General features: G+C 70.0%; 19 protein-coding genes. 13 read left to right on the top strand and 6 right to left on the bottom strand.

What is annotated here, in order from left to right; all coding sequences use genetic code 11:
- Positions 1-72 precede the first annotated feature (72 nt).
- A complete protein-coding gene (locus ASE43_RS03735) occupies positions 73-729 on the bottom strand; it encodes an SH3 domain-containing protein (RefSeq protein ID WP_057159499.1) in 657 nt (218 codons plus the stop codon).
- Between the two features lie 308 nt (positions 730-1037).
- Here ASE43_RS03735 and ASE43_RS22220 point away from each other — a divergent pair, with 308 nt between their 5' ends.
- On the top strand, positions 1038-2108 hold the full coding sequence (locus ASE43_RS22220) for a DUF5671 domain-containing protein (protein ID WP_200956205.1): 1071 nt from the start codon (positions 1038-1040) through the stop codon (positions 2106-2108).
- Between the two features lie 179 nt (positions 2109-2287).
- Positions 2288-4357, top strand: coding sequence for a TonB-dependent receptor (locus ASE43_RS03725; protein ID WP_162258744.1), 2070 nt, complete (start codon positions 2288-2290; stop codon positions 4355-4357).
- A 9-nt stretch (positions 4358-4366) separates the two neighbouring features.
- On the opposite strand, the gene ASE43_RS03720 is transcribed toward ASE43_RS03725, so the two are convergent.
- Positions 4367-5593 (bottom strand): hypothetical protein, encoded by a 1227-nt coding sequence (locus ASE43_RS03720; RefSeq protein WP_057159497.1) that lies wholly within the window; start codon positions 5591-5593, stop codon positions 4367-4369.
- Between the two features lie 52 nt (positions 5594-5645).
- Entirely contained in the window at positions 5646-7043 is a 1398-nt protein-coding gene (locus tag ASE43_RS03715) for a GntP family permease (protein WP_056175372.1), read from the bottom strand.
- Positions 7044-7263: 220 nt separating this feature from the next.
- Between ASE43_RS03715 and ASE43_RS03710 the strand changes: the two genes are divergently transcribed.
- The 3 genes from ASE43_RS03710 to ASE43_RS03700 all read left to right on the top strand — a co-directional run bounded on the left by ASE43_RS03710 (position 7264) and on the right by ASE43_RS03700 (position 13658).
- A complete protein-coding gene (locus ASE43_RS03710) occupies positions 7264-9465 on the top strand; it encodes a TonB-dependent receptor (RefSeq protein WP_056175369.1) in 2202 nt (733 codons plus the stop codon).
- 366 nt (positions 9466-9831) lie between these two features.
- Positions 9832-13191 carry a PAS-domain containing protein gene (locus ASE43_RS03705; RefSeq protein WP_057159496.1) on the top strand — a complete coding sequence of 1120 codons (3360 nt, stop codon included), beginning with the start codon at positions 9832-9834 and terminating at the stop codon, positions 13189-13191.
- 167 nt (positions 13192-13358) lie between these two features.
- Positions 13359-13658 (top strand): hypothetical protein, encoded by a 300-nt coding sequence (locus ASE43_RS03700; RefSeq protein ID WP_056175364.1) that lies wholly within the window; start codon positions 13359-13361, stop codon positions 13656-13658.
- A gap of 261 nt (positions 13659-13919) precedes the next feature.
- Here the strand turns inward: ASE43_RS03700 and ASE43_RS03695 are convergent, their stop codons facing one another.
- Positions 13920-14585, bottom strand: a complete 666-nt coding sequence (locus tag ASE43_RS03695; RefSeq protein WP_056175361.1) for a response regulator transcription factor — start codon at positions 14583-14585, stop codon at positions 13920-13922.
- A 91-nt stretch (positions 14586-14676) separates the two neighbouring features.
- Here ASE43_RS03695 and ASE43_RS03690 point away from each other — a divergent pair, with 91 nt between their 5' ends.
- From ASE43_RS03690 to ASE43_RS03655, 8 genes are all read left to right on the top strand, one after another.
- Positions 14677-16515, top strand: a complete 1839-nt coding sequence (locus ASE43_RS03690) for a 3-hydroxybutyrate oligomer hydrolase family protein (RefSeq protein WP_082607079.1) — start codon at positions 14677-14679, stop codon at positions 16513-16515.
- A 284-nt stretch (positions 16516-16799) separates the two neighbouring features.
- On the top strand, positions 16800-17414 hold the full coding sequence (locus tag ASE43_RS03685) for a CDP-alcohol phosphatidyltransferase family protein (protein ID WP_056175358.1): 615 nt from the start codon (positions 16800-16802) through the stop codon (positions 17412-17414).
- 127 nt (positions 17415-17541) lie between these two features.
- Complete coding sequence (gene phaE, locus ASE43_RS03680; protein ID WP_082607078.1) at positions 17542-18711, top strand: class III poly(R)-hydroxyalkanoic acid synthase subunit PhaE; 1170 nt, start codon at positions 17542-17544, stop codon at positions 18709-18711.
- A gap of 1 nt (position 18712) precedes the next feature.
- A complete protein-coding gene (locus ASE43_RS03675; RefSeq protein ID WP_057159495.1) occupies positions 18713-19783 on the top strand; it encodes a class III poly(R)-hydroxyalkanoic acid synthase subunit PhaC in 1071 nt (356 codons plus the stop codon).
- Positions 19784-20071: 288 nt separating this feature from the next.
- Positions 20072-20791 carry an SGNH/GDSL hydrolase family protein gene (locus ASE43_RS03670; protein ID WP_057159494.1) on the top strand — a complete coding sequence of 240 codons (720 nt, stop codon included), beginning with the start codon at positions 20072-20074 and terminating at the stop codon, positions 20789-20791.
- 7 nt (positions 20792-20798) lie between these two features.
- The gene (locus ASE43_RS03665; protein ID WP_057159493.1) at positions 20799-21188 is read left to right on the top strand and encodes a DUF5329 domain-containing protein; all 390 of its coding nucleotides are present in this window, start codon (positions 20799-20801) and stop codon (positions 21186-21188) included.
- A 38-nt stretch (positions 21189-21226) separates the two neighbouring features.
- Entirely contained in the window at positions 21227-21433 is a 207-nt protein-coding gene (locus tag ASE43_RS03660) for a PspC domain-containing protein (protein WP_056175347.1), read from the top strand.
- On the top strand, positions 21400-21873 hold the full coding sequence (locus ASE43_RS03655) for a hypothetical protein (RefSeq protein ID WP_056175342.1): 474 nt from the start codon (positions 21400-21402) through the stop codon (positions 21871-21873). The genes ASE43_RS03660 and ASE43_RS03655 overlap by 34 nt, the downstream gene beginning before the upstream one ends.
- Before the next feature lie 309 nt (positions 21874-22182).
- On the opposite strand, the gene ASE43_RS03650 is transcribed toward ASE43_RS03655, so the two are convergent.
- The gene (locus ASE43_RS03650) at positions 22183-22974 is read right to left on the bottom strand and encodes an NRDE family protein (protein WP_057159492.1); all 792 of its coding nucleotides are present in this window, start codon (positions 22972-22974) and stop codon (positions 22183-22185) included.
- Positions 22975-23019: 45 nt separating this feature from the next.
- Entirely contained in the window at positions 23020-24483 is a 1464-nt protein-coding gene (locus tag ASE43_RS03645) for a DUF1501 domain-containing protein (protein ID WP_057159491.1), read from the bottom strand.
- Positions 24484-24493 lie beyond the last annotated feature (10 nt).

The following is a 24493-nucleotide window of genomic DNA, read 5'->3' as shown; positions in this document are numbered from 1 at the left end:
GCACCATGCTGGACTAGAGAAAAGCGGGCTACGGCCCGCTTTTCTTTTGCGCGTTCGCTGTGTCGTGTTCGCTCAAGGCCTGGGAGCGTCGTCCGGTTCGTTCGCATCGGCCGACGCATGATCCTCGCTGTCGTCGCCGAGGCGGCCATCGCAGGTGGTCTCGATCAGGCCGCACAGGCCGCGGAACCAGGCGCGCTGCGGCGACTTGCGGTCGCCGTAAGCGATCTGCGCCCACTCTCCCGAGCAGTCGCTGATGCCGATCGCGTCGTCGAGGCGGATCCAGTCGTCGCTGCGAATCGCCACCGGGCTGGTCGGATCGGGCCGTTCGAAGCCGACCTCGGTCTGTAGGGCATAACCGACCTTCTTGCCGCTGACCCAGCCGCTGATCGGGGAGGCCCGATGGGCACCGCTGTCGGGGTCCGGTATCGACACGTTCGCGATGCGCACCCAGCCGTCGCGCGCCTCGACGATGGTGAATCCTACCGGGAGATGTCCTTCCAACTCGTCATCGGGCCCGGGTGGCTTCCAGCCCGGCAAGGTCGCGAGAATGGGGGCGTCGATCGAGGGGCCGGAGCGGACATTGAGACCCTTGGGATCGGTGTCCTTGGAATACGCATCGAGCTCGCAAGCCGGCTTGCGAGCCTCGCGCGCGCCGGCATCGGGCGCCGCCGTGGCGCCGCTCGCCAGCGCCAGCAAGACGGCCAGGGGGGCGATATGCGAGAGACTCATGCCGGTCTTCCTCCACTACCAGGGAATTGCGCGCTAGCGAAACCTTAAACCGTCGAGTCGCTCCCGATTATGGGCCTGCGATTCGTACGGACTCAACGCGGACCGAGTTGGCGCGATTTCGCGCTGTCTTCGTCTCTGGGCAAGGGCGGTGGATGGCCTGCGCCCAGAATCGGGTGGAGGCCGGGGCCAGCGACGCAGCGTAGCGCCGTCGGTGCCCGCCGGTAGCGTAATGCTCGACCCCGACGATGGTCGCCGGGTGCCGCGGCGAAGCTGCTAGATTCGCCTCGTCCATATCGGGAGAGCGGGGCATGGCGGCGGGAACCCAGGAACTGGAGCTGTTCGTACGCGAAGCGCTGATGCGCGGCCAATCCAAGGAAGCGATCGCGCAAGCCCTGGGCCAGGCCGGTTGGACCGCCGAGCAGACGCGCGGCGTGCTCGACGCCTATGCCGACGTGGGCTTCGTGGTGCCGGTGCCGAAGCCGCGCGCCTCGCTGTCCGCGCGCGAGGCCTTCCTCTATCTGGTGCTGTTCGCGACGCTGTACTTCGTCGCCTTCAATCTGGGCAGCCTGCTGTTCGATCTGATCGATCATTGGCTGGCGGACCCCGTGGATCCGGCCCGCCAACTGATGCAGATGCGGGTGGGGCCGGAGCTTCACTGGTCGGTGGCGGCGGTCATCATCGCCTTCCCGGTGTTCGCCTTCGTGAGCGCTTATCTGGCGCGTGAAGTCGTGCGCTATCCGATCAAGCGGCTGTCGCCGGTGCGACGTTGGCTGACGTACCTGACCCTATTCGTCGCCGCCTCCGTGCTGATCGGCGATATGACCGCGCTGGTCTACAACCTGCTCGACGGCGAACTCAGCCTGCGCTTCGTGCTCAAGGTGCTGGTGGTCGCGGCGATCGCGGGCACGGTGTTCGGCTATTACCTGCGCGATCTGCGGCGTGAGGAGACCGAGGGCCCTGGCGGGCGCGCGGTGGGACGCGGGCTGCTGTTCCTGACCGCTACGGTGATGGTCGCGGCGGTGACGACGGCGCTGTGGATCACCGGCGGGCCGGGCACGCAGCGCCTGATCCGTCTGGATCAGCGTCGCGTGCAGGATTTGGACCGGATCAGCACCGCGGTCGCCGGCTACGTCGCCAAACACGAACGTTTGCCGGCGGATCTCAAGACCCTGACCGATCAGCCAGGCGTACGCCTGGATTACGCCGATCCCGTCAGTGGCGCGCCCTATCTCTATGAACCGGGCGCGGGCCATGCCTATCGCTTGTGCGCCAGCTTCGACACGGACACCGCGGTCGACGGCAACGGCAATTGGTACGGACGCGAGTGGCCGCATCCAGAGGGCAAGCACTGCTTCGATCTGAAGGGCGATAAGGAGTAAGCCCGCGGGGCGCTGACGCGGCCGTGACTTTGTCGACAGGCGCGATCCGGGCGGGATGGCATCATGCCCGCACCCGTTCGGATCGCAATCGCATGCCGCTCCCTGTATCGGCCTTGGCCTCGTCCTTTCCAAACGCGCGACCGCAGCGGAGGCGCCTGGCCATCGCATGCGCCTTGGCCTTGAGCGCGACCTCCGCGGCGGCTCCCGCGCAGCAGGCCGACACCGACGCGCATACGCTGGACACGGTCGAGGTGGTCGTGCCACGGCGTCCTTTAGCGAGCTTCCCAGGCGCGGTCACCGCGATCGACGGCGAGACCCTGCGTGCGGGCCAGCGCCAGGTGAATCTGTCCGAGGCCTTGGCACGCGTGCCCGGCATCAGCGTGCTGGATCGCCAGAACTACGCCCAGGACCTGCAGATACAAAGCCGCGGCTTCGGCGCGCGTTCGACCTTCGGCATCCGCGGCATCCGCCTGGTTGTCGACGGCATTCCGGCCTCGGCCGCGGACGGGCAGGGGCAGGCGGCGAACTTTCCGCTGGACGCCTTGGACCGGATCGAAGTGCTGCGCGGCCCCCTGGCCCTGCAGTACGGCAACGCCGCCGGCGGCGCGATCGTGGCCGCGACCGACTTGGAGCGCCTGCGCGGCGCCAGCCTGCAGGCCTGGGGTGGCGACCACGGCAGCGCGCGTGCGAGCGCCGTCGCCGACGCGGTCAGCGACGACGGGCGCTGGCGCGGCCGGGTCGGCGCCAGTTATTTCCAGACCGACGGCGAGCGCGCCCACGCGGCCGCGCAGCGCTCGCAGTTCGATGCCGTGGCCGAGTGGGCGCCGCGCGAGGGCGAACGCGTCCGCCTGGTGCTGAACTCGCTGTCGCAGCCCGACACCCAGGACCCGCTGGGCCTGGACCGCGCCGGCCTGCGCGCCGACGCGCATGGCACCGATGCGGTCGCGTCGTTGTTCGATACCCGCAAGCGCATCGAGAACCGTCAGGCTGGCCTGCGTTGGCAGCGCGATTACGCGCCGGGGCGTGAGGTCTGGATCGGCGGCTACCGCATCGAGCGCGACGTGCTGCAATACCTCGCCCTGCCGGTGGCGGCGCAGGCCGCGCCGGGCAGCGCCGGCGGCGTGATCGATCTGGGCCGCGGGTCGCTGGGCCTGGACGCCGGGCACCGCTGGCGCGGCGCGCGCGGCGCGTTCGCGTTTGGGGCCGAGTGGGCGCGCCTGGACGAAGACCGGCGCGGCTACGAGAACTTCGTCGGCGACCGCCTGGGCGTGCGCGGCCGCTTGCGCCGCGACGAGCGCAACCGCATCTCCGACCGCGAGCTGTACGCGATCGGCGACTACGCGCCGGCGCAGGATTGGACCGTGCTGGCGGCGCTGCGGCATGCCCGCCTGGCATTCCGTTCCAACGACCGCTACCTGGCGCCGGGCAACGGCGACGACAGCGGTGGCGCCGACTATCGGGAAACCTCGGCCGCGCTGGGCGTGGCGCGCGCGTTCGGCCGCGGCGAGGCCTTCGCCAGCGTCGGTCGCGGCTTCGAGACGCCGACCGCGACCGAACTGGCCTATCGCGCCGACGGCAGTGCCGGCTTCAATCGCGAATTGCGCCCGGCGCGCTACGACAGCGCCGAACTCGGTCTGCGCTGGCGCTACGCCGGCGGCCGCGTCAGCGTGGCCGCGTATCGGGTCGAGGGCGAGCACGAGATCGTGCCCGCCGACAGCCGCGGCGGCCGCGCCAGTTTCGCCAACGCCGGGCGCACCCGTCGCGACGGCCTCGAGCTGGGGCTGGAGGGCGCGTGGGGCGCGCAGTGGCGTTACGCGCTGGCCGCGAACTGGATCGATGCGCGCTTCGAGCAGAGTTACAGCTATCGCGTGCAGGGCGCCACGCGCACGGTCGCCGCCGGCAATCGCGTGCCGGGCGTGCCGCGCGCGGATGGGTACGCAGAGATCGCCTGGCGTTCGCGCGACGGCGTCTTCGATGCCGCCTTGGAAGGCCGTTTCAGCGACCGCATCGCGGTCGACGACCGCAATACCGACAGCGTCGCCGGCAACGCGCGCTACGGACTGCGCCTGGACTGGCGTCCGCGCAACGCGCGCGGTTGGCGCGGCTTCGCGCGCGTGGACAATTTGTTCGATCGCGACTACGTGGGCTCGGTGATCGTCAACGAGGGCAACGCGCGCTACTTCGAGCCCGGTGCGGGCCGCGGATTCACCCTGGGCCTGGCCTGGGACGCGGTGCCGCGCGCCGACTGAGCGCGCCGCTCAGGCCAGCCAGCGCAGCAGCTGAGGGTAGACGCCGGCGTCGCCGAGCAGCTCCAGGTGATGCACGCCGTAGGCGATGCGCTGGCGCGTCTTCGGAATACGCAGATCGAAGGCGCGATCCTCGTGCCAGCCCAGCGCGCTTGCGACCGGCACCAGGCCGTCGCCCTTGGGCAGTTCGTCCCCGTCGCTGGGCTGGGCGGTGGTGCTAGCAGCGATCGCATAACAAAGCGGGCCCTTGGGCAGCGGCGACGGTAGCCGGCCGTCCGCGCGCCCGTCGCCATCGCGGTCGCGCCAATCCTCGTCGCGCACGTTGCCGTGGCGCAGGTCCTGGATGCCGGCGCTGCGCACCTTGCCCAGGCGCGCGAACGGCGCGGTGTAGGGGCTCAGCGCGATCAGCGCGTCGACCCAACTGCCCGCGCGCTCCAATGGCGCGCCCTGGTGCGGCGTGCCCAGGAAGACCAGCCGGTCCAGGCGCGCCAGCCAGGTTTGCCGCTGCTCCTGCGCGGCGACGCAGGCGCTGCGCGCGACCAGCCCGCCCATGCTGTGGCAGAGGATGCTCAGGCGTTCGACCGGCACCGGCCACTGCATCAGCAACTGCTCCATCAGCGCGGCGAACTCGCGCCCGTTGCTGGAGATGCGGCGGCCGCTGTTGTAGTGCAGGTACAGCGGCGTATAGCCCAGGTCATGCGCGAGTGCGACGCCATGATCGTGGCCGTTGTAGCGCCACTGCAGATCGTTCATGCACAGGCCGTGCACCAGCACCAGTAGCTTGCCGCCGGCCTCCGGCACGGCGTCGGCGAGGGCGTCGCGACGCAGCGTCAGCGCATGGCCGTCGTGGCGCAGGCGCATCTCGATCGCGAGCGGGTTGCCAGTGGCGTCGAGATGGTCGCCGAGCACACCGTTGAGCGCGGCGACCACGGCCTCGCGCTGCGGCGGCGGGCGCACCACGTCCAGCAACGGCGCGAGCTTGGCGAAGGCCAGATCGAGTCCGTCGCCGACGAAACGGGTCACTCCGCGCACGCTGCGGTAGACCAGGCCTGCGATGCCGGGCGCCGGGCCCGCCGCGGGCTTGCCGAGCACGCCCGGCAAGGCGCTGATGTTGGCGTGCATGGCCTCGACCAGGTCGGTAACGCCGGTGATCGCGTCGATGGTCAGGCGCTGCATGCCGCGCAGATCGTGGCCGTTACGCGCGCGCCGGCGATCGGGCGCGGAGGTGGTGGGCGGCATGGCGGCCTGCGGTCGGGACGGATGGGGCCAGCCTACAACAGACGCGAGCGCCTCAGACCAGCCCGGTCGAGTAGTACAGGGCGATCACCACGAACACCGCCAGGGTCTTGACTAGGGTGATCGCGAAGATGTCCTTGTAGGCCTGGCGATGGCTGAGTCCGGTCACCGCCAGCAGGGTGATCACCGCGCCGTTGTGGGGCAGGGTATCCATGCCGCCGGAGGCCATGGCCGCGACCCGGTGCAGCACTTCCATCGGGATGCCGGCCGCGTTGGCGTTGGCGATGAAGGTCTCCGACATCGCGGCCAGGGCGATGCTCATGCCGCCCGAGGCCGAGCCGGTGATGCCGGCCAGCGCGGTCACGGTCACGGCTTCGTTGACCAGCGGGTTCGGGATCGAACCCAGCGCATTGGCGACGATCAAGAAGCCCGGCAGCGCCGCGATCACCGCGCCGAAGCCGTACTCCGACGCGGTGTTCATGGCCGCGAGCAGGGCGCCGCCGATCGCCGACTTGGTGCCCTCGGCGAAGCTGGCCATCACCGGCTTCCAGGCGAAGGCGAGCACGCTGAGAATGCCGATCAGCAGGGCGCCTTCGACGGCCCAGATCGCCGCGACCTTGGCCACGTCCTGCACCACCGGTGCGGTGTTGCCGATCACTGCCGGGTCGAAGCTGTGGCTGGCGCCGTAGTAGGCCGGGATCCATGCGGTCAGCAGCTTGTTGGACACGCCCACCAGCAGCAGCGGCAGGATCGCCAGCGCGGGATTGGCGAGCTTGCCGCCGACGAAGGGCGCGGGCTCGTTGAGCAATTGCTCGCCGTAGCCTTCGCCGGCCTTGAGCGCGCTGCGCCGGCGCCAGTTCAAATAGCTCAGGCCCAGGATCAGGATGAACACGCCGCCCAAGGTGCCCAGCCAGGGCGCGGCCCAGGCGTTGGTGCCGAAGAACGAAGCCGGAATGATGTTCTGGATCTGCGGCGTGCCCGGCAGCGCGTCCATGGTGAAGGTGAATGCGCCCAGGGCGATGGTGCCGGGGATCAGACGCTTGGGGATGTCGCTCTGGCGGAACAGCTCGGCCGCGAACGGATACACCGCGAACACCACCACGAACAGCGACACGCCGCCGTAGGTCAGCAGCGCGCACACCACCACGATCGACAGCATCGCGCGCTCGCGCCCGAGCAGGCGGATGGTCGCGGCCACGATGGCCTTGGAGAAGCCGGACAGCTCGATCAATTTGCCGAAGATCGCGCCTAGCAGGAACACCGGGAAGTACAGTTTGAGGAAGCCGACCATCTTGTCCATGAACAGGCCGGTGAACATCGGCGCGACCAGGGCCGGATCGGTCAGCAGCACCGCGCCCAGGGCCGCCACCGGCGCGAACAGGATCACGCTGTAGCCGCGGTAGGCCACGAACATCAGGAAGCACAACGCGGCCAGCACGATCAGAAAATCCATTGAACAGCCCCAATCCCGTCCGCGGGCGGAGGCCCACGCGTAAGGGCGCAGTGTCCGCATCGCGGCGGCGCAGGGGCATTGTCCGAAGGTACAGCTGCCGCCCGCGGCGGCCGCCTCCTAGTCTGTGCCGCATGACGGGAATGCCCGTCCGCCGCCTGTCGGGTCGTACCGCCGCCGGCGTCACCTTGGGGAGGAGAACATCGTGATCGCACGCACCACCATGAGCCGTCGCAGTCTGAGTCTGGCCATCGCCTGCGCCCTGTTGGCGCCGACGGCCTGGGCCCAGGACGCCGCGCCCGCCGCCGAAGGCGACCAGGCCAAGACCCTGGGCTCGGTCACCGTCACCGCGCGCAAGCGCGAGGAGACGCTGCAGGAGGTGCCGGTCGCGGTCACCGCGTTCACCGCCGATTCGCTGGACCGCCTCAACGTCGAGGACCTCAGCGATCTCGACGCGCAGGTGCCGAACCTGACCATCTACGCCGCGCGCGGCTCCAGCAGCACCATCACCGCCTACATCCGCGGCGTCGGCCAGTCCGATCCGCTGTGGGGCGTGGATCCGGGCGTGGGCATCTACATGGACGACGTCTACATCGCCCGGCCGCAGGGCGCTCTGCTGGATGTGCTCGATGTCGACCGCATCGAAGTGCTGCGCGGTCCGCAGGGCACGCTGTACGGCAAGAACACCATCGGCGGCGCGATCAAGTACATCTCGCGCGGCCTGCCGACCTCGTTCGACGGCTTCGCCTCGGTGACGGTGGGCAACTACAACCAGCTCGACGTCAAGGCCGCGATCGGCGGCCCGATCGGCGGCGACGACGCCCTGCGCGGCCGCATCGCGGTGGCTAGCCTCAACCGCGACGGCTTCGGCAAGAACGTGGTGACCGGCGCCGAAGTCAGCGACAAGGAAATCCTGGCCCTGCGCGGCCAGCTCGGCGCCTACGTCAACGACGACCTCAACATCCAGTTCGCGTTCGACTGGATGGACGACCAGTCCGGCGTGCGCGGCGCCAAGATGCTGGCCGCGAACCGCTTCGCCCCGGGCACGCAGCCGCTGGACAGCCGCTACGACGTGCGCAACGGCATGCCCAACGTCAACGACACCACCATCAAGGGCGCCTCGGCGACGGTGAACTGGAACGCCAACGAAAACTGGGCGTTCAAGTACGTGCTGGCCAAGCGCGAGTCCGACACCGAGACCAACATCGACTTCGACACCCTGCAGAACAAGATCGCCGACGTGAAGGCGTTCTACAGCGATCAGCAGGTCAGCCACGAGCTGCAGGCCAACTACGACGGCGGCGGCCGCGCGCGCGGCGTGATGGGCATCTATGCCTTCGACGGCGAGGCCGGCGGCCAGGTCCTCAACAATTTCTTCAATCTGTCCTTCGGCGACACCCAGGGCGTGGTCTACACCAAGAGCATCGCCGCCTACGCCGACTGGACCTTCGATCTGACCGACCGCCTCAAGCTCGACGTGGGCGTGCGCTACACCGACGAGGACAAGCGCGCCAAGGTGCTCAACCGCGGCTACCGCGATGCGACCTTCACCACGCCCAACGGCCTGGTCGCAGCCAGTTTCGACAAGCGCATCGGTTTCAAGAACACCTCGCCCAAGGTCTCGCTGGACTACCAGCTCACGCCCGACATCCTGCTCTACGGCCTGGCCACGCGCGGCTTCAAGTCCGGCGGCTACAACATCCGCGCCCAGGCCACCGCGGTGCCGCGCTCGGCCGAGCCGTTCGACGACGAGGTCGTCGACAGCTACGAGATCGGCAGCAAGATGTCGTTCCTGGACCAGACCATGTTCCTGAACCTGGCCTACTTCCATAACAAGTACAAGGACATCCAGCTGTCGGTGTTCACCGCTTACGACAGCAACGGCGACGGCAGCAACGATGCCTTCTTCGGCGACTTCACCAACGCTGGCTCGGGCACGGTCGACGGCCTGGAAGTCGAGTACCAGTGGCTGCCGAACCAGAACTGGTTGATCTCCGGCAACCTGGCCTGGCTGGACGCCAAGTACGACGAGTTCCTGTACGCCGGCGTCAACATCGCCAAGGAACAGGAATTCACCAATGCGCCGGAGTTCTCCGGTGCGCTCAACGTCGAGTACCGCACCGATCTGTCCAGTGGCGGCAACCTCGCCGCGCGCGTGGGCTACAGCTACCAGAGCGACGTGGTCGCAACCACCGAGATCGTGCGCACCGGTGCGGTGCCGATCACCCAGGACGGTTACGGCCTGATCAACGCCGGCGTGACCTGGAAGAGCGGCGGTCCGTGGACGGTGTCGCTGCAGGGCACCAACCTGGCCGACAAGGAATACCGCACCACCGGTTACAGCCTGAACTCGGCGCTGGGCGTGTTCACCGGCTTCTACGGCGCGCCGCGTCAGTACACGCTGTCGGTGCGCTACGACTTCTGATCGGCGGCGACGGCGGAGCGGATGCGTCCGCGCCGCCGTCGCAGGCCAAGGGGAGGGCCGTGGTTCGCGGTCGGGCGCCCGTCTGGGGAGACCGGGCGCCCGATCGCGGCTCACGCCGCTCCCACATGAAGCGAGCCTCCGGCTTCGTCCGGCAGTCGCGCTCCGTGCAGCTTTCTGTGGAAACAGCGCAAGCCGCGTTCATGCAGCCTACTGTGGAAACAGCGCAAGCCGCGTTCACGCAGCTTTCTGTGGGAGCGGCGTAAGCCGCGATCCTCATCCCCAGAGAAGTGGCGTCGCCGTCGTGCCGCGTTCCGGTCCCGGTCGCGGCCTACGTTATCCTCGCCCGATGCCGTCCCGCGCCCACCCATGCTGAGCCTCACCGCCGTCGCCCTGGCCAGCGTGGCCTGGCTGGCGCTGATGTTCGGTACCGCGCTCTACGCCGAGCGCCGGCCGACGGTGCTGGCGCGACACTGGCGGCATATCTATTCGCTGTCGCTGGCGGTGCACTGCACCTCCTGGACCTTCTACGGCACCGTGACCCAGGCCGCGCGCTACGGCTGGCCGCTGCCGCCGACCTTCCTGGGATCGATCCTGCTGTACGCGCTCGCGGTCGGCTTCATGATGAAGCTGGTGCGGCTGGCGCGCGAAACCAACGCGACCTCGCTGGCCGACCTGATCGCCACCCGCCTGGGCAAGGACGCGTGGCTGGCCGCGACGGTGACATTGATCGCCGCGCTGGGCCTGATTCCCTACATCGCGCTGCAGCTCAAGGCCGTGGCGATGAGCTTCGCTATGCTGACCACGCGCTCGCCCGACGCGGCGGCGTCGCCGGCCTGGCAGGACAGCGCGCTCTACGTCGCATTGGCGATGGCCTTGTTCGCGATGCTGTTCGGCACCCGCCGCGCCAGCGCCGCCGAACACAACCGCGGCCTGGTGCTGGCGATGGCGTTCGAATCGGTGTTCAAGCTCGCGGCGATGCTGTCGCTGGGCCTGTTCGTCTGGTTCGGCCTGGACGCGCCCACCGCCGCGGCCGCGCCGCCGCCGCCGGCGGATCCGGCCGGCGGGTTCGCGCCGCTGGTGCTGCTGGGCGCCCTGGCGATGTTCATCCTGCCGCACCAGTTCCACGTCGGCGTGGTCGAATGCCGCGACGAGCGCGACGTGCGCACCGCGCGCTGGCAGTTCCCGCTGTACCTGGTGCTGATCGCGCTGCCGGTGCTGCCGCTGGCCAAGGCGGGCCAGGCGCTGCTGGGCGGTAGCGGCGTGCCCTCGGATCTGTACGTGCTGGCGCTGCCCTTGTCGCAAGGGCACGAGGGCCTGGCCTTGTTCGCCTTCCTCGGCGGACTCAGCGCGGCCACCGGCATGGTCGTGGTCAGCACGCTGACCCTGAGCCTGATGATCGGCAACCACTGGTTCGCGCCGGGCCTGCTGCGCGGCCTGTGGTCGCGCAACGACGGCAGCGATCTGCGCGGCCATGTGCTGGCCCTGCGCCGCAGCGGCATCGTGGCGATCATGCTGCTGGCCTGGGCGTATAGCCGCCTGATCGCCGGCAGCGAGGCGCTGGCCGACGTCGGTGCGGTCTCGTTCTCGGCGCTGGCGACGCTGGCGCCGGCCTTGGGCTTCGCGGTCTGGCGCCCGCAGACGCCGCCGCGCGCGGCGGTGATCGGTGTGCTGCTGGGTTTCGCGGCCTGGGCCTGGGTGTTGTTGCTGCCGATGATGCTGGCGGCGCGCGGCGCGAACCCCGGTTGGCTGGACACCGGGCCGTTCGGAATCGCCTGGTTGTCGCCGGACGGCCTGTTCGGGCTCACCGGCTGGAGCCGGCTGGGGCGCGCGGTCGGCGCCAGCCTGTTCGTGGGCACGCTGGCGACGGTGATCGCGGCGGTGTGGCGGCGCGAGGCGCCGCGACGCGCGCAGCGCGGCCTGGACGTGCAGACCCTGCGCGACACCGGCCTGCGTTTCCTGCCGCGCGAGCGCGTCGCGCAATTGCTGCAGGGCGTGCCCACGGGCGAGGCGGTGGCCGCGCAGATCGAGGACCGGGTCGAACGCGAACTGGCCGCGGTGCTGGGTTCGGCCTCGGCGCGGGTCTTGCTGGATGCCGCGCGTCGCGATACCGGCCGCGACCTGGATACGGTCGCGGCCATCGTCGGCGAGGCTTCGGCCGACCTGCGTTTCAATCAGCGCGTGCTGGAAGCGGCGTTGCAGAACATGAGCCAGGGCATCAGCGTGGTCGATGCGCAACTGCGCCTGGTGGCCTGGAACCGGCGCTACGCCGAGCTGTTCGATTTCCCGCCCGAACTGCTGCAGGTCGGGCGCCCGATCGCCGAGCTGTCGCGCTGGGCCCTGCAGCGCATGCCACCATCGGGACGGCCCTTGCAGGGCCAGTTGGAGCGCGCCCTGGAGCGGCGGCTGGCGTTCATGCGCGCGGGCACGCCGCATCTGTCCGAGCGCGTGCTGCCCGACGGCAGCATCGTCGAGATCCGCGGCAATCCCATGCCGGGCGGCGGCTTCGTCGCCACCTTCACCGACGTCACCGCGTTCCGCCGCGCCGAGGCCGGGCTGATCCAGGCCAACGAAACCCTGGAGCAGCGCGTGATCGAGCGCACCGCCGACCTGGAGATCGCCAAGGGCGAGGCCGAGCGCGCCAACGAGGCCAAGAGTCGCTTCCTGGCCGCGATCGGCCACGACCTGATGCAGCCGCTGCATGCCGCGCAACTGTTCGCCGACGCCCTGTCGCAGCAGGTGCAGGGTGCGCAACAGCGCGAGACCGTGGCCCAGATCAGCGGCGCGCTGGATTCCACCGGCGATCTGCTCACCGGCCTGCTCGACATGTCGCGCCTGCAAGCCGGTGGCCTGGTGCCGCAGCCGCGCGAATTTCCGCTGGCCGAGGTGCTGGAACCGCTGGCCTCCGAGTTCGGCGCGATCGCGGCCGCGCGCGGGCTGCGCTTCCGTTTCGTCGCCAGCGACGCCTGGATCCACAGCGACCCGCAGCTGCTGCGACGCGTGCTGCAGAACTTCCTAGCCAACGCGGTGCGCTACGCCATCCAGGGCAGCGTGCTGCTGGGCGTGCGCCGCGACGGCGCGCATCTGCGCATCGAAGTCCACGACACCGGCCCGGGCATCGCCCTGGAACACCAGACCGCGATCTTCGAGGAGTTCCGGCGCGGCGAAGACGCGCCCGGCCAGGGCCTAGGGTTGGGCCTGTCGATCGCCGACCGCATCGCCCAGCTGCTGGACGCGCCGCTGAGCTTGCGCAGCCACCTCGGCCGCGGCACGGCGTTCGCGGTACGGGTGGCGCGCGTGCCCGCGCGCGGCGCGCATGCGGGCGCGCACCGCGCACGCGGCGGCCGCGCCGGCTTGCGCGTGCTCGCGGTCGACAACGACGCGCAGGCGCTGGCGGCCCTGGCCGATCTGCTGCGGCGCTGGGGCTTCGAGGTCGCGACCGCATCCGATGGCGCGCAGGCGCAGCGCGCGATGAACGACGATCCGGCCTCGCTGTGGCTGTTCGACTACCACCTCGACGAGGGCGACACCGGCGTCGCCCTGGCCGAGCGCCTGGGCGCCGCGTTCGGGCCGCGGCCGAGCCTGATCCTCAGCGCCGACAGCGGCGAGTCGGTGCGTCGCGCGGTGCACGAGGCCGGCCTGTCGCTGCTGACCAAGCCGCTCAAGCCGCTGGCGCTGAAATCGGTGCTGGACCGCATGCTGGCCGCGCGGGAGTTGGAGATCGGCTAGCCGCGCCAGGCGCGATGATGCGCTGCGCAACGGCGCCAGCGTGAATGCGCGGGTTTCCTTGCGCTGCGTCGAGGAATCGCGTGCGGCGCGCGCAGCGGCTTTGCCTGCGGCGCGCCACGGGGTAGGGTGCGAGAGGCAGGGGGTTCGCGTTTCAAAGGAGAGGAACGATGAAGACCACGGCTTCCGTGTGTTCGCTTGCGCTGGCGTTGGGTGTCGGCTTGTTTTCGGCCTTGCCCGCGCAGGCGTCGTGTCAGAGCATCTGTGTGCGCCTGTACAACATCTGCCTGGCCAGCGGCGAATCGCCGGCCGCGTGCGAGGCCGAACGCGCGGCGTGTTTCGCCGATTGCGGATCCGGCGGCGGCGCCAAGGCGCTGAGCTTGCAGACGCATAAGCACAGCTGCGAGACGGCGAAACGGACTCAGTGCGAGTACCGCGCGCCGCAGCGCTTGCGGCTGAGCGCTAGCTGATCCAGGCGCGAGCACAGGCTGTGCACCGGGGGCGACGTCCATCGGCGTCGCTCCCATCGCGGGCACCGCTCCGCTTTCTGTGGGAGCGGCGTAAGCCGCGATCGCGAAGCCTCGACGAGGATGGAAGATCGCATTCGCCCGCATTGGCGTAGAGCGCGCAGATGCGACGTCGAGCGTGCGTGGTCGCGGCCTCAGGGGGTAGCGCTATCGCGGCTTACGCCGATCCCACAGGCATCGGCGGAAAACGTAGACGATTGACGCTCAATCCGCGATCTGTCGCGCCGGGTCGCTGAGTTCTAGCTCGCGCAGCACCACGCCGGCCTGAGTGCGGTTGCGCACGCCCAGGCGGTCGAAGATCGCCGACAGGTGGGCCTTGACCGTGCGCTCCTGCACATCCAGGCGATCGGCGATCTGTTTGTTGAGCAGGCCATCGGCGACCAGAGTGAGCACGCGGAACTGCTGCGGCGACAGGCTGGCCAGGCGCGCGGCCAGGTCGGCGTCGGCGCTGGCGCTGTCGGTGCGCGCGACCGCCGCGCGCAGCGAGGCCGGCAGCCATTGCTCGCAGGCCAGCACGGCGCGGATCGCATCGCGCAATTCGTCCAGGCCCGCGCTCTTTGGCAGATAGCCGGCCGCGCCATGGTCGAGCGCGCGCCGCACCACGCGCGGATCGTCGTTGGCCGACACCACCACCACCGCCACGCCGGGGTATTGGGCGCGGATCGCGGCCAGCCCGGCCAGGCCGTGATTGCCGGGCATGTGCAGGTCCAGCAGGACCAGGTCGATGCCGGGCTCGGCGTCCAGCGCGGCCAGCACGCCGTCCAGGGTGTCGGTTTCGCGCACCTGGGTGTCGGCCACCGCATCGGCGGCGGCCTGGCGCAGGGCGGCGCGGAACAGCGGGTGGTCGTCGGCGATCAGCAAAGTGGGCATCGTCGCTAGCCTAGCGCACCCAGGCGCGGACACGGGCGGGCCTGTACGAAAGTACGATGAGGGCGAGGCGGCGGCTTGCTACGCTCGCGGGATGAATCCGCCCACCCTGCGTATCGCCGCGGCCTGCGCCGCGCTCGTCGTTCCCTTCGTGCTCGCCGCCTGTGCCGGCGGCGCGCGCCTGTCCAAGGAGTCCGCGCCGATGTTCACCGCGCAACGCGTCAGCGAGCACCGCGGCGACGACGACCTGCTCACCGCTGGCCTCGGCCTGGCTGGTCTGCGCGCGCTGACGCCGCCGGCCTTCGCCCGTCCGGAAGCCCCCAGCGTGGCCGAACTGCGCCGTCGCGCGATCTGGGCCAACTGGCGCGGTATCGCCGATCTCGCGCCCGGCGGCGGCTACGGCGAGCTCTACGGCAGCACCGCGACCGTGCCCGGCCGCGAGTTCAGCGCGTTGGCGACCGTGCCCGGCGCGAGCAAGCCGCATCGCGTGCTGGTGCAGGTGCCGGATGCGTTCGACGCCGGCAAGCGCTGCGTGGTGGTGGCGGCGTCCTCGGGTTCGCGCGGCATCTACGGCGCGATCTCGGTCGCCGCGGCCTGGGGCCTGCCCAAGGGCTGCGCGATCGCCTACACCGACAAGGGCACCGGCACCGACTACTTCGATCTGGATGCGGGCGAGGGCGTGCGCGCCGACGGTACGGTCGGTGCGCGCGACGCAGGTCTGGCGTTCCCGGCCGATGCGCCGGTCGGCGCCACCGGCATCGCCTTCAAGCATGCGCATTCCACCGACAATCCCGAGGCCGACTGGGGCCGTCACGTCAAACAGGCCGCGCAGTTCGCGCTGCAGGCGCTGGACGAGGCCCTGCCGCAATCGGCGCCGTTCACTTTCGCCAATACGCGGGTGATCGCGGTCGGCGTCTCCAACGGCGGCGGTGCGGTGCTGCGCGCGGCCGAGCTGGAAGGCGACTGGTTGGATGCGGTGGTCGCCGGCGAACCCAGCGTGCTCGCCGAAGGCGGCCGCGCGCTTTACGACTACACCACCGAGGCCGCGCTGCTGATGCCCTGCGCGCTGCTGGATCCCGCGCTGGGACCGCTGCCGCAGCCGCCGCTGGCCGCGCAGGTCGCACCGCTGTGGACCCAGCGCTGCGCTTCGCTCAAGGCCGCCGGTCTGGTCGAGGGCAACGATACCGCCGCGCAGGCGCGCTCGGCGCACGCGCAACTCAAGGCCCAGGGTTGGACCGACGAGGCCTTGCGCGCGGGCGCGCTGTCGGTGGGCTTCGACCTGTGGCGCGCGGTCGCGGTCGCCTACGCTTCGGCCTACGGGCGCTATCGGGTCGGCGAGCATCCCTGCGGTTATTCCTACGCTGCGCTGAATCCGGATTTCAGCGCGCGTGCCGCCACCGCGGTCGAACGCGCGGCCTGGTGGTCCGACGCCAGCGGCATTCCGCCGGGCGCGGGCGTGGCCATCGTCGACAGCCGCATGCAGTTGCCCGATCCGAGTTTCGCCGGCCTGCAGTGCCTGCGCGGCCTGTGGCAGGGGCAGGGCGCCGACGCCGAGCGCGTGCGCAAGGGCGTGGCCGAAACCCGTGCCGGGTTGCCGCGCGCCGGCCTGCCGGTGCTGGTGATCCACGGCCGCGACGACGGCCTGATCCCGCCGGCGTTCACCAGCGCGCCCTATGTGCGCCAGGCCCAGGCGGCCGGGCGCGAGGTGCGTTACTGGCAGGTGCGCAACGCACAGCACTTCGACGCCTTCCTCGGCTTGCCCGACTACGGCGCGCGTTATCTGCCGCTGCTGCCTTACGTGTACGAGGCGCTGGACCGTGTGTCCGCGCGCCTGGACGCGGGCACGCCGCTGCCGGCCGACGCGATCATCGACACCACGCCGCGTGGCGCCGGCAAGCCGGTATCGGCAGCCCATCTGGCGATACCGCGCTGACGGCCGAGGTCGGGGCGAGGCCGCGCGGGCAAGGGCGATCCGGGGCGCGATCGCCCGCGCGCGCCATCACCTCGTCGCTGCAAGCGCCGCTGCAAGCTAGGGCGTTGGACCGTCGCGACGATCGGCGTCCGACACACGCGCCGGCGGGGACGCGCGCGCGGTAGCGGTGCGCCTTGAACCGATGGCGGCCATCCGTCAAGCGCTTGCCTGCGCAGCTCCGGCTTGGCAGGCTGTGACTTTCCATCACCGATCGCCGCACGCGGCGCCCGGCTCAGGAGCGCCGCATGAAGCGCCATTTTTCGATGCTCCGCGATTTTCATCTCGCGGACTGGTTCACCCTCGCCAACGCCTTCTGCGGCACCGGCGCGATCTTCGCCGCGATGCGCTTCCTGCAGGAGGGCGGCGTGCGCGACCTGATGATCGGCATGGCCTTGATCCCGCTGGCCTTCATCTTCGACGCCCTGGACGGCCGGGTCGCGCGTTGGCGCAAATCCTCGTCCACGCTGGGCCGCGAACTGGATTCGCTGGCCGACGTGATTTCCTTCGGCGTCGCGCCGGCCGCGCTGGCCTACGCCTGCGGCCTGCAGGGCGGCTGGGACTGGGCGGTGCTGAGCTACTTCGTCGGCTGCGGCGTGAGCCGCCTGGCGCGCTACAACGTCACCGCCGAGGCGCTCGCGGGCGACGACGATAAGGTCAAGTATTTCGAAGGCACGCCGATCCCGACCAGCCTGCTGCTGGTGGTGGTGCTGGCGGTTGCGGCCTGGCAGGGCGCGATCGGCCACGACTTGTGGTTCGGCGTGGTCCAGCTGGGGCCGTGGCAGTTCCATCCGCTGGTGCTGATGTTCGCGCTGTCGGGTTCGCTGATGATCAGCAAGACCCTGCGCATCCCCAAGCCCTGAGCGCGCGATTCCGTCGCCCGAGCTGCCACACGGACGGGTACGGAACGGCCCGATCCTGTGCCGCCCGGCACAGGCTGACGCGACGCAACATCGCGTTGTTATGATCGGACCAAACTTGGAGGATGCGATGGCCAATCACGGATTCGGCTCCGGCGGCGGTTTCAAGCCGGGCGGCTTTGGACAGGACGGTTTCGGGCAAGGCGACTTCGACGCCATCGCGCGCCAGTACTGGAACGCCTGGGGCGAAATGATGCGCGGCGCGCAGGCGCCGGCGGCGACCACCGCGCCGGGCTGGAACGAGGCCGTGCAGTGGTGGTCGCAGTTGGCCCAGGGCGGCCGCAGCGAGGCCAACGAGGCGCTGGAGCGCTTCAATTCGCAGGCGCGCGGCTGGTTCGGGCAGATGCAGCAACTGGCCGCGCAGTTCGCCGGCCGCGACGCCTCGGCCGGCGACGTCGCCCAGGCCTGGAAGCAGGCGCTGGGCGGCAGCGGCGCCAATCCCTTCGCCGACGTGTTCGGCAGCATGCGCGGCCCCGGCCAGAACGATCTTTCGCAGTGGCTGGAACAGGCCGCGCCCTATCTGCAGCAGTGGCAGCGCGACGGCCAGTCCTGGCTGGGCATGCCCGCGTTCGGTTTCGCGCGCGAGCATCAGGAGCGCTTGCAGGCGCTGGCGCTGGCGCATTCGAATTACCAGCAGCAAAGCCAGGCTTACAACGCGCTGATGGCCGAAGCCGGGCAGAACGCGTTCGCGCGCTTCGAGGACAAGCTGGCCGAGCGCAGCGAGCCCGGCCGGCAGTTGCAGTCGGCGCGTGCCTTATTCGATCTGTGGATCGACGCGGCCGAAGACGCCTACGCCGAGATCGCGCTGTCGCCGCGTTTCCGCGATGCCTACGCGGCCTTGGTCAATTCGCAGATGAAGCTGCGCGGCGCGATCCAGACCGAAGTCGAGCACGCGACCGGCAGCTTCGGCATTCCCACCCGCACCGAGATCGACGCCGCGCACCGCAAAATCGTGCAGTTGGAACGCGAAGTGCGCCGCCTGCGCGACGCCATCCAGGCCGCGCCCGCGCGCGCGGTCCCGCGCACGAGCGAGCCGGCGGCCAACGACGCCACGCCGGCGAAGCCCGCGCCTGCGCGGAAGCCGGCCGCCGCGAAACCGGCCAGTGCCAAGAAGGCGGCCGCCAAGAAATCCGCGATCGCGCGCCCGCAACCGCCGACGCGCCCGGTCGCGACCAAGGCCGCCGCCAAGCAGGCCAGCAAGCCGACCAAATTGAGCAAGCCAGGCAAGGGAGCGCGCTGACATGACCGGCCCCATCCAGTTCACTCCCGAATCGCTGGCGCAGGAAGCGATGCGCACCCAGGCCAAGCTACGCGCGGGCCTGGACACGCTGCGCGAACTCGACGACGTCGAATACGGCGCGACCCGCAAGGAAGAAGTCTGGCGCGACGGCAAGGTCGCGCTGTACCGCTACCGCGGCGAGACCGCGCCCACCGCCAAGGTGCCGCTGCTGATCGCCTACGCTCTGGTCAATCGGCCTTACATGGTCGATCTGCAGTCGGACAAATCGATCGTGCGCGGCCTGCTGGAACGCGGCGAGGACGTGTACATCCTCGACTGGGGCTATCCGGACCGTTCCGACCGCTACCTCGAGCTCGAGGACTACATCCAGCGCTTCCTCGGCGGCGCGGTGGACTACCTGCGCGGCGCCTACCGCATGGAGTCGATCAACCTGCTCGGCATCTGCCAGGGCGGCGCATTCTCGCTGTGTTACGCGGCGCTGAATCCGAATAAGGTCCGCAACTTCATCGCCATGGTCACGCCGGTGGATTTCCACACCAGCGACAACATGCTGTCGAACTGGACCCGCAATCTCGACGTCGATCAGTTCGTCGACACCCTGGGCAATGTGCCGGCCGACTTGATGAACTGGTGCTACCTCACGCTCAAGCCCTGGCGGCTGTTCGTGCAGAAGTACGTGGGGCTGGTCGATATCCTCGACGACAAGAGGGCGCTGGAGGATTTCCTGCGCATGGAGAAGTGGATCTTCGACTCGCCGGACCAGGCCGGCGAAGCCTTCCGCCAATTCATCAAGCAGTTCTACCAGGGCAACGGCTTCGTCAAGGGCGGCATCGACATCGGCGGACGCGCGGTCGACCTGGGCTATCTGGACATGCCGGTGCTGAACATCTACGCCGAGCAGGACCACCTGGTCCCGCCGGACGCCTCGCGGGCGCTGCGCGGGTTGGTCGGCACCACCGACTACACCGAGCTCTCGTTCAAGGGCGGCCACATCGGCATCTACGTCTCCAGCCGCGCCCAGCGCGAAGTGCCCAGCGCGATCCACGATTGGCTGGAGCAGCGCTCGCGCTGACCCACCTTGCCTCCCCCTTTGAAAAAGGGGGATTGAGGGGAATTTGCTTTAGCCCCGCCGCAGCCGCGCCACCGATAGCTCGCCAACCCCACCAGCAACGTTGACGAAGCGGCGCACCGCTTAGGAGCGCCGCACCATCCCAACAGCCGCTGCTCCTCCCCCTTTGAAAAAGGGGGATTGAGGGGGATTTGCTTTTAACCCCCGCCGCAGCCGCGCCCCGCCTACGCGCGCCACATCATCGCCGCGGCACGCTAGGCTAGGCCCTGGTCCGTCGAGAGCCGCCCGCGTATGCGCCGTCTGCTAGTCCCGCTGCTGCTGATCCTGCTCGCCGCCTGCCGCGCTACCGCTCCGGCCGCCGCCGCGAGCGCACCCGCGCCGGCAACGCCCGCACCCGCGACACCTGCCGCGCCCAACGATTGGGCCCGTTTCGAACCCGACATCGCCGCTTTCGAAGCCGAGGACAGCCGCGTGCGCCGCATGCCGGGCGCGGTGGTGTTCGTCGGCAGTTCCTCGTTCCGCCTGTGGACCACGCTGCACGAGGACCTGCCCGGCATCGTCGCGATCAACCGCGGTTACGGCGGTTCGCGCGTGTACGACTCGGTCCACTACGCCGACCGCATCGTGACCCCGTACCAGCCTCGCGCGGTGGTGTTCTACGCCGGCGACAACGACCTGCAGGAAGGGCGCACGCCGCAAGAGGTCGCCCAGGATTTCGCGGCCTTCGTCCAGCGCGTGCGCGCGGCCCAGCCTGGCCTGCCGATCGCCTTCGTCTCGATCAAACCCAGTCCGGTGCGCGCGCATCTGCTGCCGCAGGTGCGCACCGCCAACCTGCTGATCCGCGACTACGCCGCCCGCGACCAAGTCGCCTATCTGGACGTCTACACCCCCATGCTCGATGCCAAGGCCCAGCCGCGCGAGGACTTGTTCGTGGCCGACCGCCTGCACATGAACGAAAAGGGCTATGCGATCTGGGCGAACGTGATCGGTCCCTGGGTGCGTGGGTTGTAATACCCGCATGAACTCACGCCTCGCCGCCTTATTGTTGCCGTTGCTGGCCGTCGCCTCGACCGCTCACGCCGCACCGCCGCCCCAGGCCGAACGCGAGATCGAACAGCTGATCGCGACCCTGGCGCGTTCGGGCTGCCAGTTCCAGCGCAACGGCAGCTGGTACGACGCCGCCCAGGCCCAAGCCCACCTGCGCAAGAAGTACGCCTACCTGCGCAAGCGCGACCTGGTCGCCAGCGCCGAGCAGTTCATCGAGCGCGCCGCCAGCGAAAGCAGCATGAGCGGCCGCGCCTACCAGATCCGCTGCGGCACCGCCGCGGCGACGCCGTCGGCGACCTGGCTGCGCGCGCGCCTGAACGAAATTCGCGCCAAACCGGCCGCCACGCCGCCTTCGCGCTGAGGCGCTAAACTGCGGGCGTCGCCGCCAGGAGCAGCCGCATGAGCCAAGCATCGCGACCCTTCGTCCGTTCGCGTCACGACCGCATGATCGCCGGCGTGGTCGGCGGCATCGCCCGGCGCTTCGGCTGGAACGCGACCCTGCTGCGCGCGATCTACGTGATCGTGTCGATCGCGTCGGTCGCATTCCCCGGCATCCTGGTCTACCTGATCCTATGGCTGCTGATGCCGGAAGAGGGCAGCGCCTGAGCCCGTTGCTGCGCAGCGCCGGGCGCGCGCTCGGCATCGTCTGGGCGTCGCCGGTGAGCCTGCTCGGCCTGATCGCCGGCGCGGTCGGCATGGCGCGCGGCGCGCACGTGCATCTGCGCCGGCGCGATTTGGCGCTGGTGTTCCACCGCTGGCCCTGGGGGCCGGGCGGCGCGATCACCCTGGGCAATGTGATCCTGCATACCGGCGACAGCCTAGATTCGCCCTGCGCGACCTACGCCCATCGCGCCGGCCACGGCGACGAGGCCGAGATCCAGCTCGCCGACCACGAGCGCGCGCATGTCTACCAGTACATGGTGCTGGGCGCGCTGTTTCTGCCGCTGTACCTGCTATGCGGCGGAGTCAGCGTGCGCAATCCCTTCGAGCGCGCGGCCGACCGCTACGCCCAGACCGGGCGCGGCTGGTGGCCCTGGGGCGCGTAACACGCGCGCATCACGGAAATTTGACCGCGGCCTAACGGCGCTGCGTTTAGGATCGCAGCGTCGGAGAAAAATCTACGGACGCGAGTCCGATGCAACCGCTCCGACACGGAAGGCCCAGCCACCCGAGGGAAACCTCGAAGCCTGGGCCTTCTCATTTGCGGCTCGACGGCTACGGCGCAGCCTGCTTCTGTGGGATCGGCATCGGCCGCGATAGCGGGATGACGTATCGCAACGAAAGCGTATGCGGTGAAGTACTCGCGGCTCACGCCGCTCCCATAGGAAGCGGGTAGCGAGTGGGGAGGCGATCGTTCAACGGCGCAGCGGCAATACCGTCGCGGTCTCGCCGCCGGGTGCGGCGTCGGGGCCGTAGCGACGTTCGACGAATACGATCGAATCCGCGCCCACCAGGACGATGGTGCTGCAGCGCGTGCCGTAGCGTTCGCCGCGTACGAACGGTGGCGACAGCACGCGTTCCAGTTCCAGGCCGACGCCGGTATCCGGCAGTTCGGCGTCCGGTGCGGGCGTGGTGTCGGCGAGGGCGGCGAACAAGGGCCGCAAGGCCTCCGTGTCGGGGCTGTCGCGTTCGGAGGCGGGCGAGGCCAACCAATTCGACAAGGCGCGCGTGGTGTGGCCGCTCTTGGGCCATTGCGCGTCGAAGGCGCCGTTCGACATGGCGTGCATGCCGGGCGCGATCGGGTGCTCGGCGTACTGCGGATAATTGCTGGCGAAGGCCAGCGATTCGCCGTCCCATAGCACCAGATTGAAACGGCCGTAGTCGGGCGCCTGTTCGCGCACCGTCGCCAGCGTGGCTTGCGCCGATACGCTGCCGCGCACGAAGCCGCGCACCAGGGCGCCGCGCGAACGCGGCGCGGCATCGGCGGCGAGACCGGCGCGTACGTTGGTGACCGCGGCCAGGCGGCCGCGCGTGGACACCATCAGCCAGCCGCCGCCCTGGACCAGGTCGCGGCCGCCGTAAACGTCGGGCGCTTCGGGATCGGGGCCGGCCGCGGCGGCAGCGCGCGCGTGCGATTCGTCGCGGTTGGCGATCAGGGCGAGCGGGTAGCGCGGATGGCTACGCCAGGACAGGGCGATCAGGCACATGCGACATGCTACTCCGGACGCGGCAGGGCCGCGCCCGGGTCGCGCTCAGCGATGGCGCACGATGCGCGGATCGTTCAACAGACGCGCGAGATAATCGCGACGGCGGTTCGATTGCGGCAGCGCGTCGGGCGCCTCCTGCCGCGCCAGCGCGGGTTGCGCGACCCTGCTCATGCCGGCGCCCTGCACGGCCAGGTCGTTGCCCTGGACGATGCCCAGGGGCGTGTAGCCGCTGTAACCCGGGAACACCGTGCTGAGCTGATTGTTGCCCATGCGCCGGACCAGGATTTCCGACAGCACGCGTCGGTGATCGGTGGTCACCGGCACGTCGCCGTAATAGGCCGACAGGGTTTCCGGGTTCAGGCTCGGCCAATGGCCGTAGAAGCGACGGCCGTTGACCGCGCCGCCCGACACCATCACCGGGTTGCCGTAGCCATGGTCGGTGCCACGGTTGGCGTTCTCGCGCACGCGTCGGCCGAACTCGGATTGCACCACCGTGGTCACGCGCGACAGGTGGCCGCTGGCGGCCAGTTCGTTGTGGAACGCGGCCAGCGCCGCCGACAGTTCGGCGATCTTGTTCTGGTAGTAGTGATAGCCGGTGCCGGCGCTGCCTTGGCCGTCGTGCGTATCCCAACCGCCGAGGTCGAGGGTGGCGTAGCGCAGGCCGAGGTTGAAGCGGATCGACTGCGCGATCGTCCACAGCTGCTCGGCGAAATTGCCGGTCGGCCAATTCGCCGGCAATGCGGCGTAGCTTTGCTGGGCGATCACGCGCAGCGAACCGTCGGCGCGCTGGCCGCCGTATTCCAAGCCGGTGTTGCCGTTCCACAGCGAGGCCAGGGTTTCGTTGACGCCGCGCAGGCCCACGGGCGAATCCGAGCGCGTCTTCTGCCACTGCCAGGCCCCGGCATCGAGCGCGAAATCCGACGGCCGCCCCATGGTCAGCGCGCGCGTGGTGCCGTTGAGATTGGCCGGCTGGCGGTTGTTCACCGCCAGCGCGGGCATGGCCTCGGCGCCGCTGACGCCGGGTTGGCTGTTCATCGCGCGCGCCAGCCAGCCCACGCCGCCGCCTTGGCCGGGCGTGCCCAGGTCGATCGACAGCTGGGCGTCGAAATGGCTGCGCGTGACCGAGGTCAGCAAGCCGCAGGCGTGCACGATCGCGAGCTGGCCGCTGTTCCAGATATCGCGCAGCCCGGTCGCCGACGGATGCAGGCCGAAGCCGGTGCCCGCGCCGCCGGCCAGGGTCAGGGGCAGGGCGCCGTAGGTGCCGCTGGTAGCGATCTGCAGCGCCGGGCGCGCCTGCTCGTAGAAACCGCGATCGCTGCCGTCGACCGGCACGACCAGGTTGAGACCGTCCATGCCGCCGCGCAGGAACAGGAACACCACGGTGTCGTGCGCGTTCGCGGCGGCTTCGGCGGGGCTGGAGAACAGCAGGGTGGGCCCGACCGCGCCGACCGCGGCGGTGGCGGCGCAGGCCTTGAGGAAGCCACGACGGCTGAGGGTGATCGAAGACATGGCGTGCTCC

It is taken from the genome of Lysobacter sp. Root983, assembly GCF_001429345.1.
Taxonomy (GTDB): Bacteria; Pseudomonadota; Gammaproteobacteria; order Xanthomonadales; family Xanthomonadaceae; genus Lysobacter.
The sequence above is the reverse complement of the archived record's forward strand: the minus strand, read 5'-3'. Positions and strand labels throughout refer to the sequence as shown.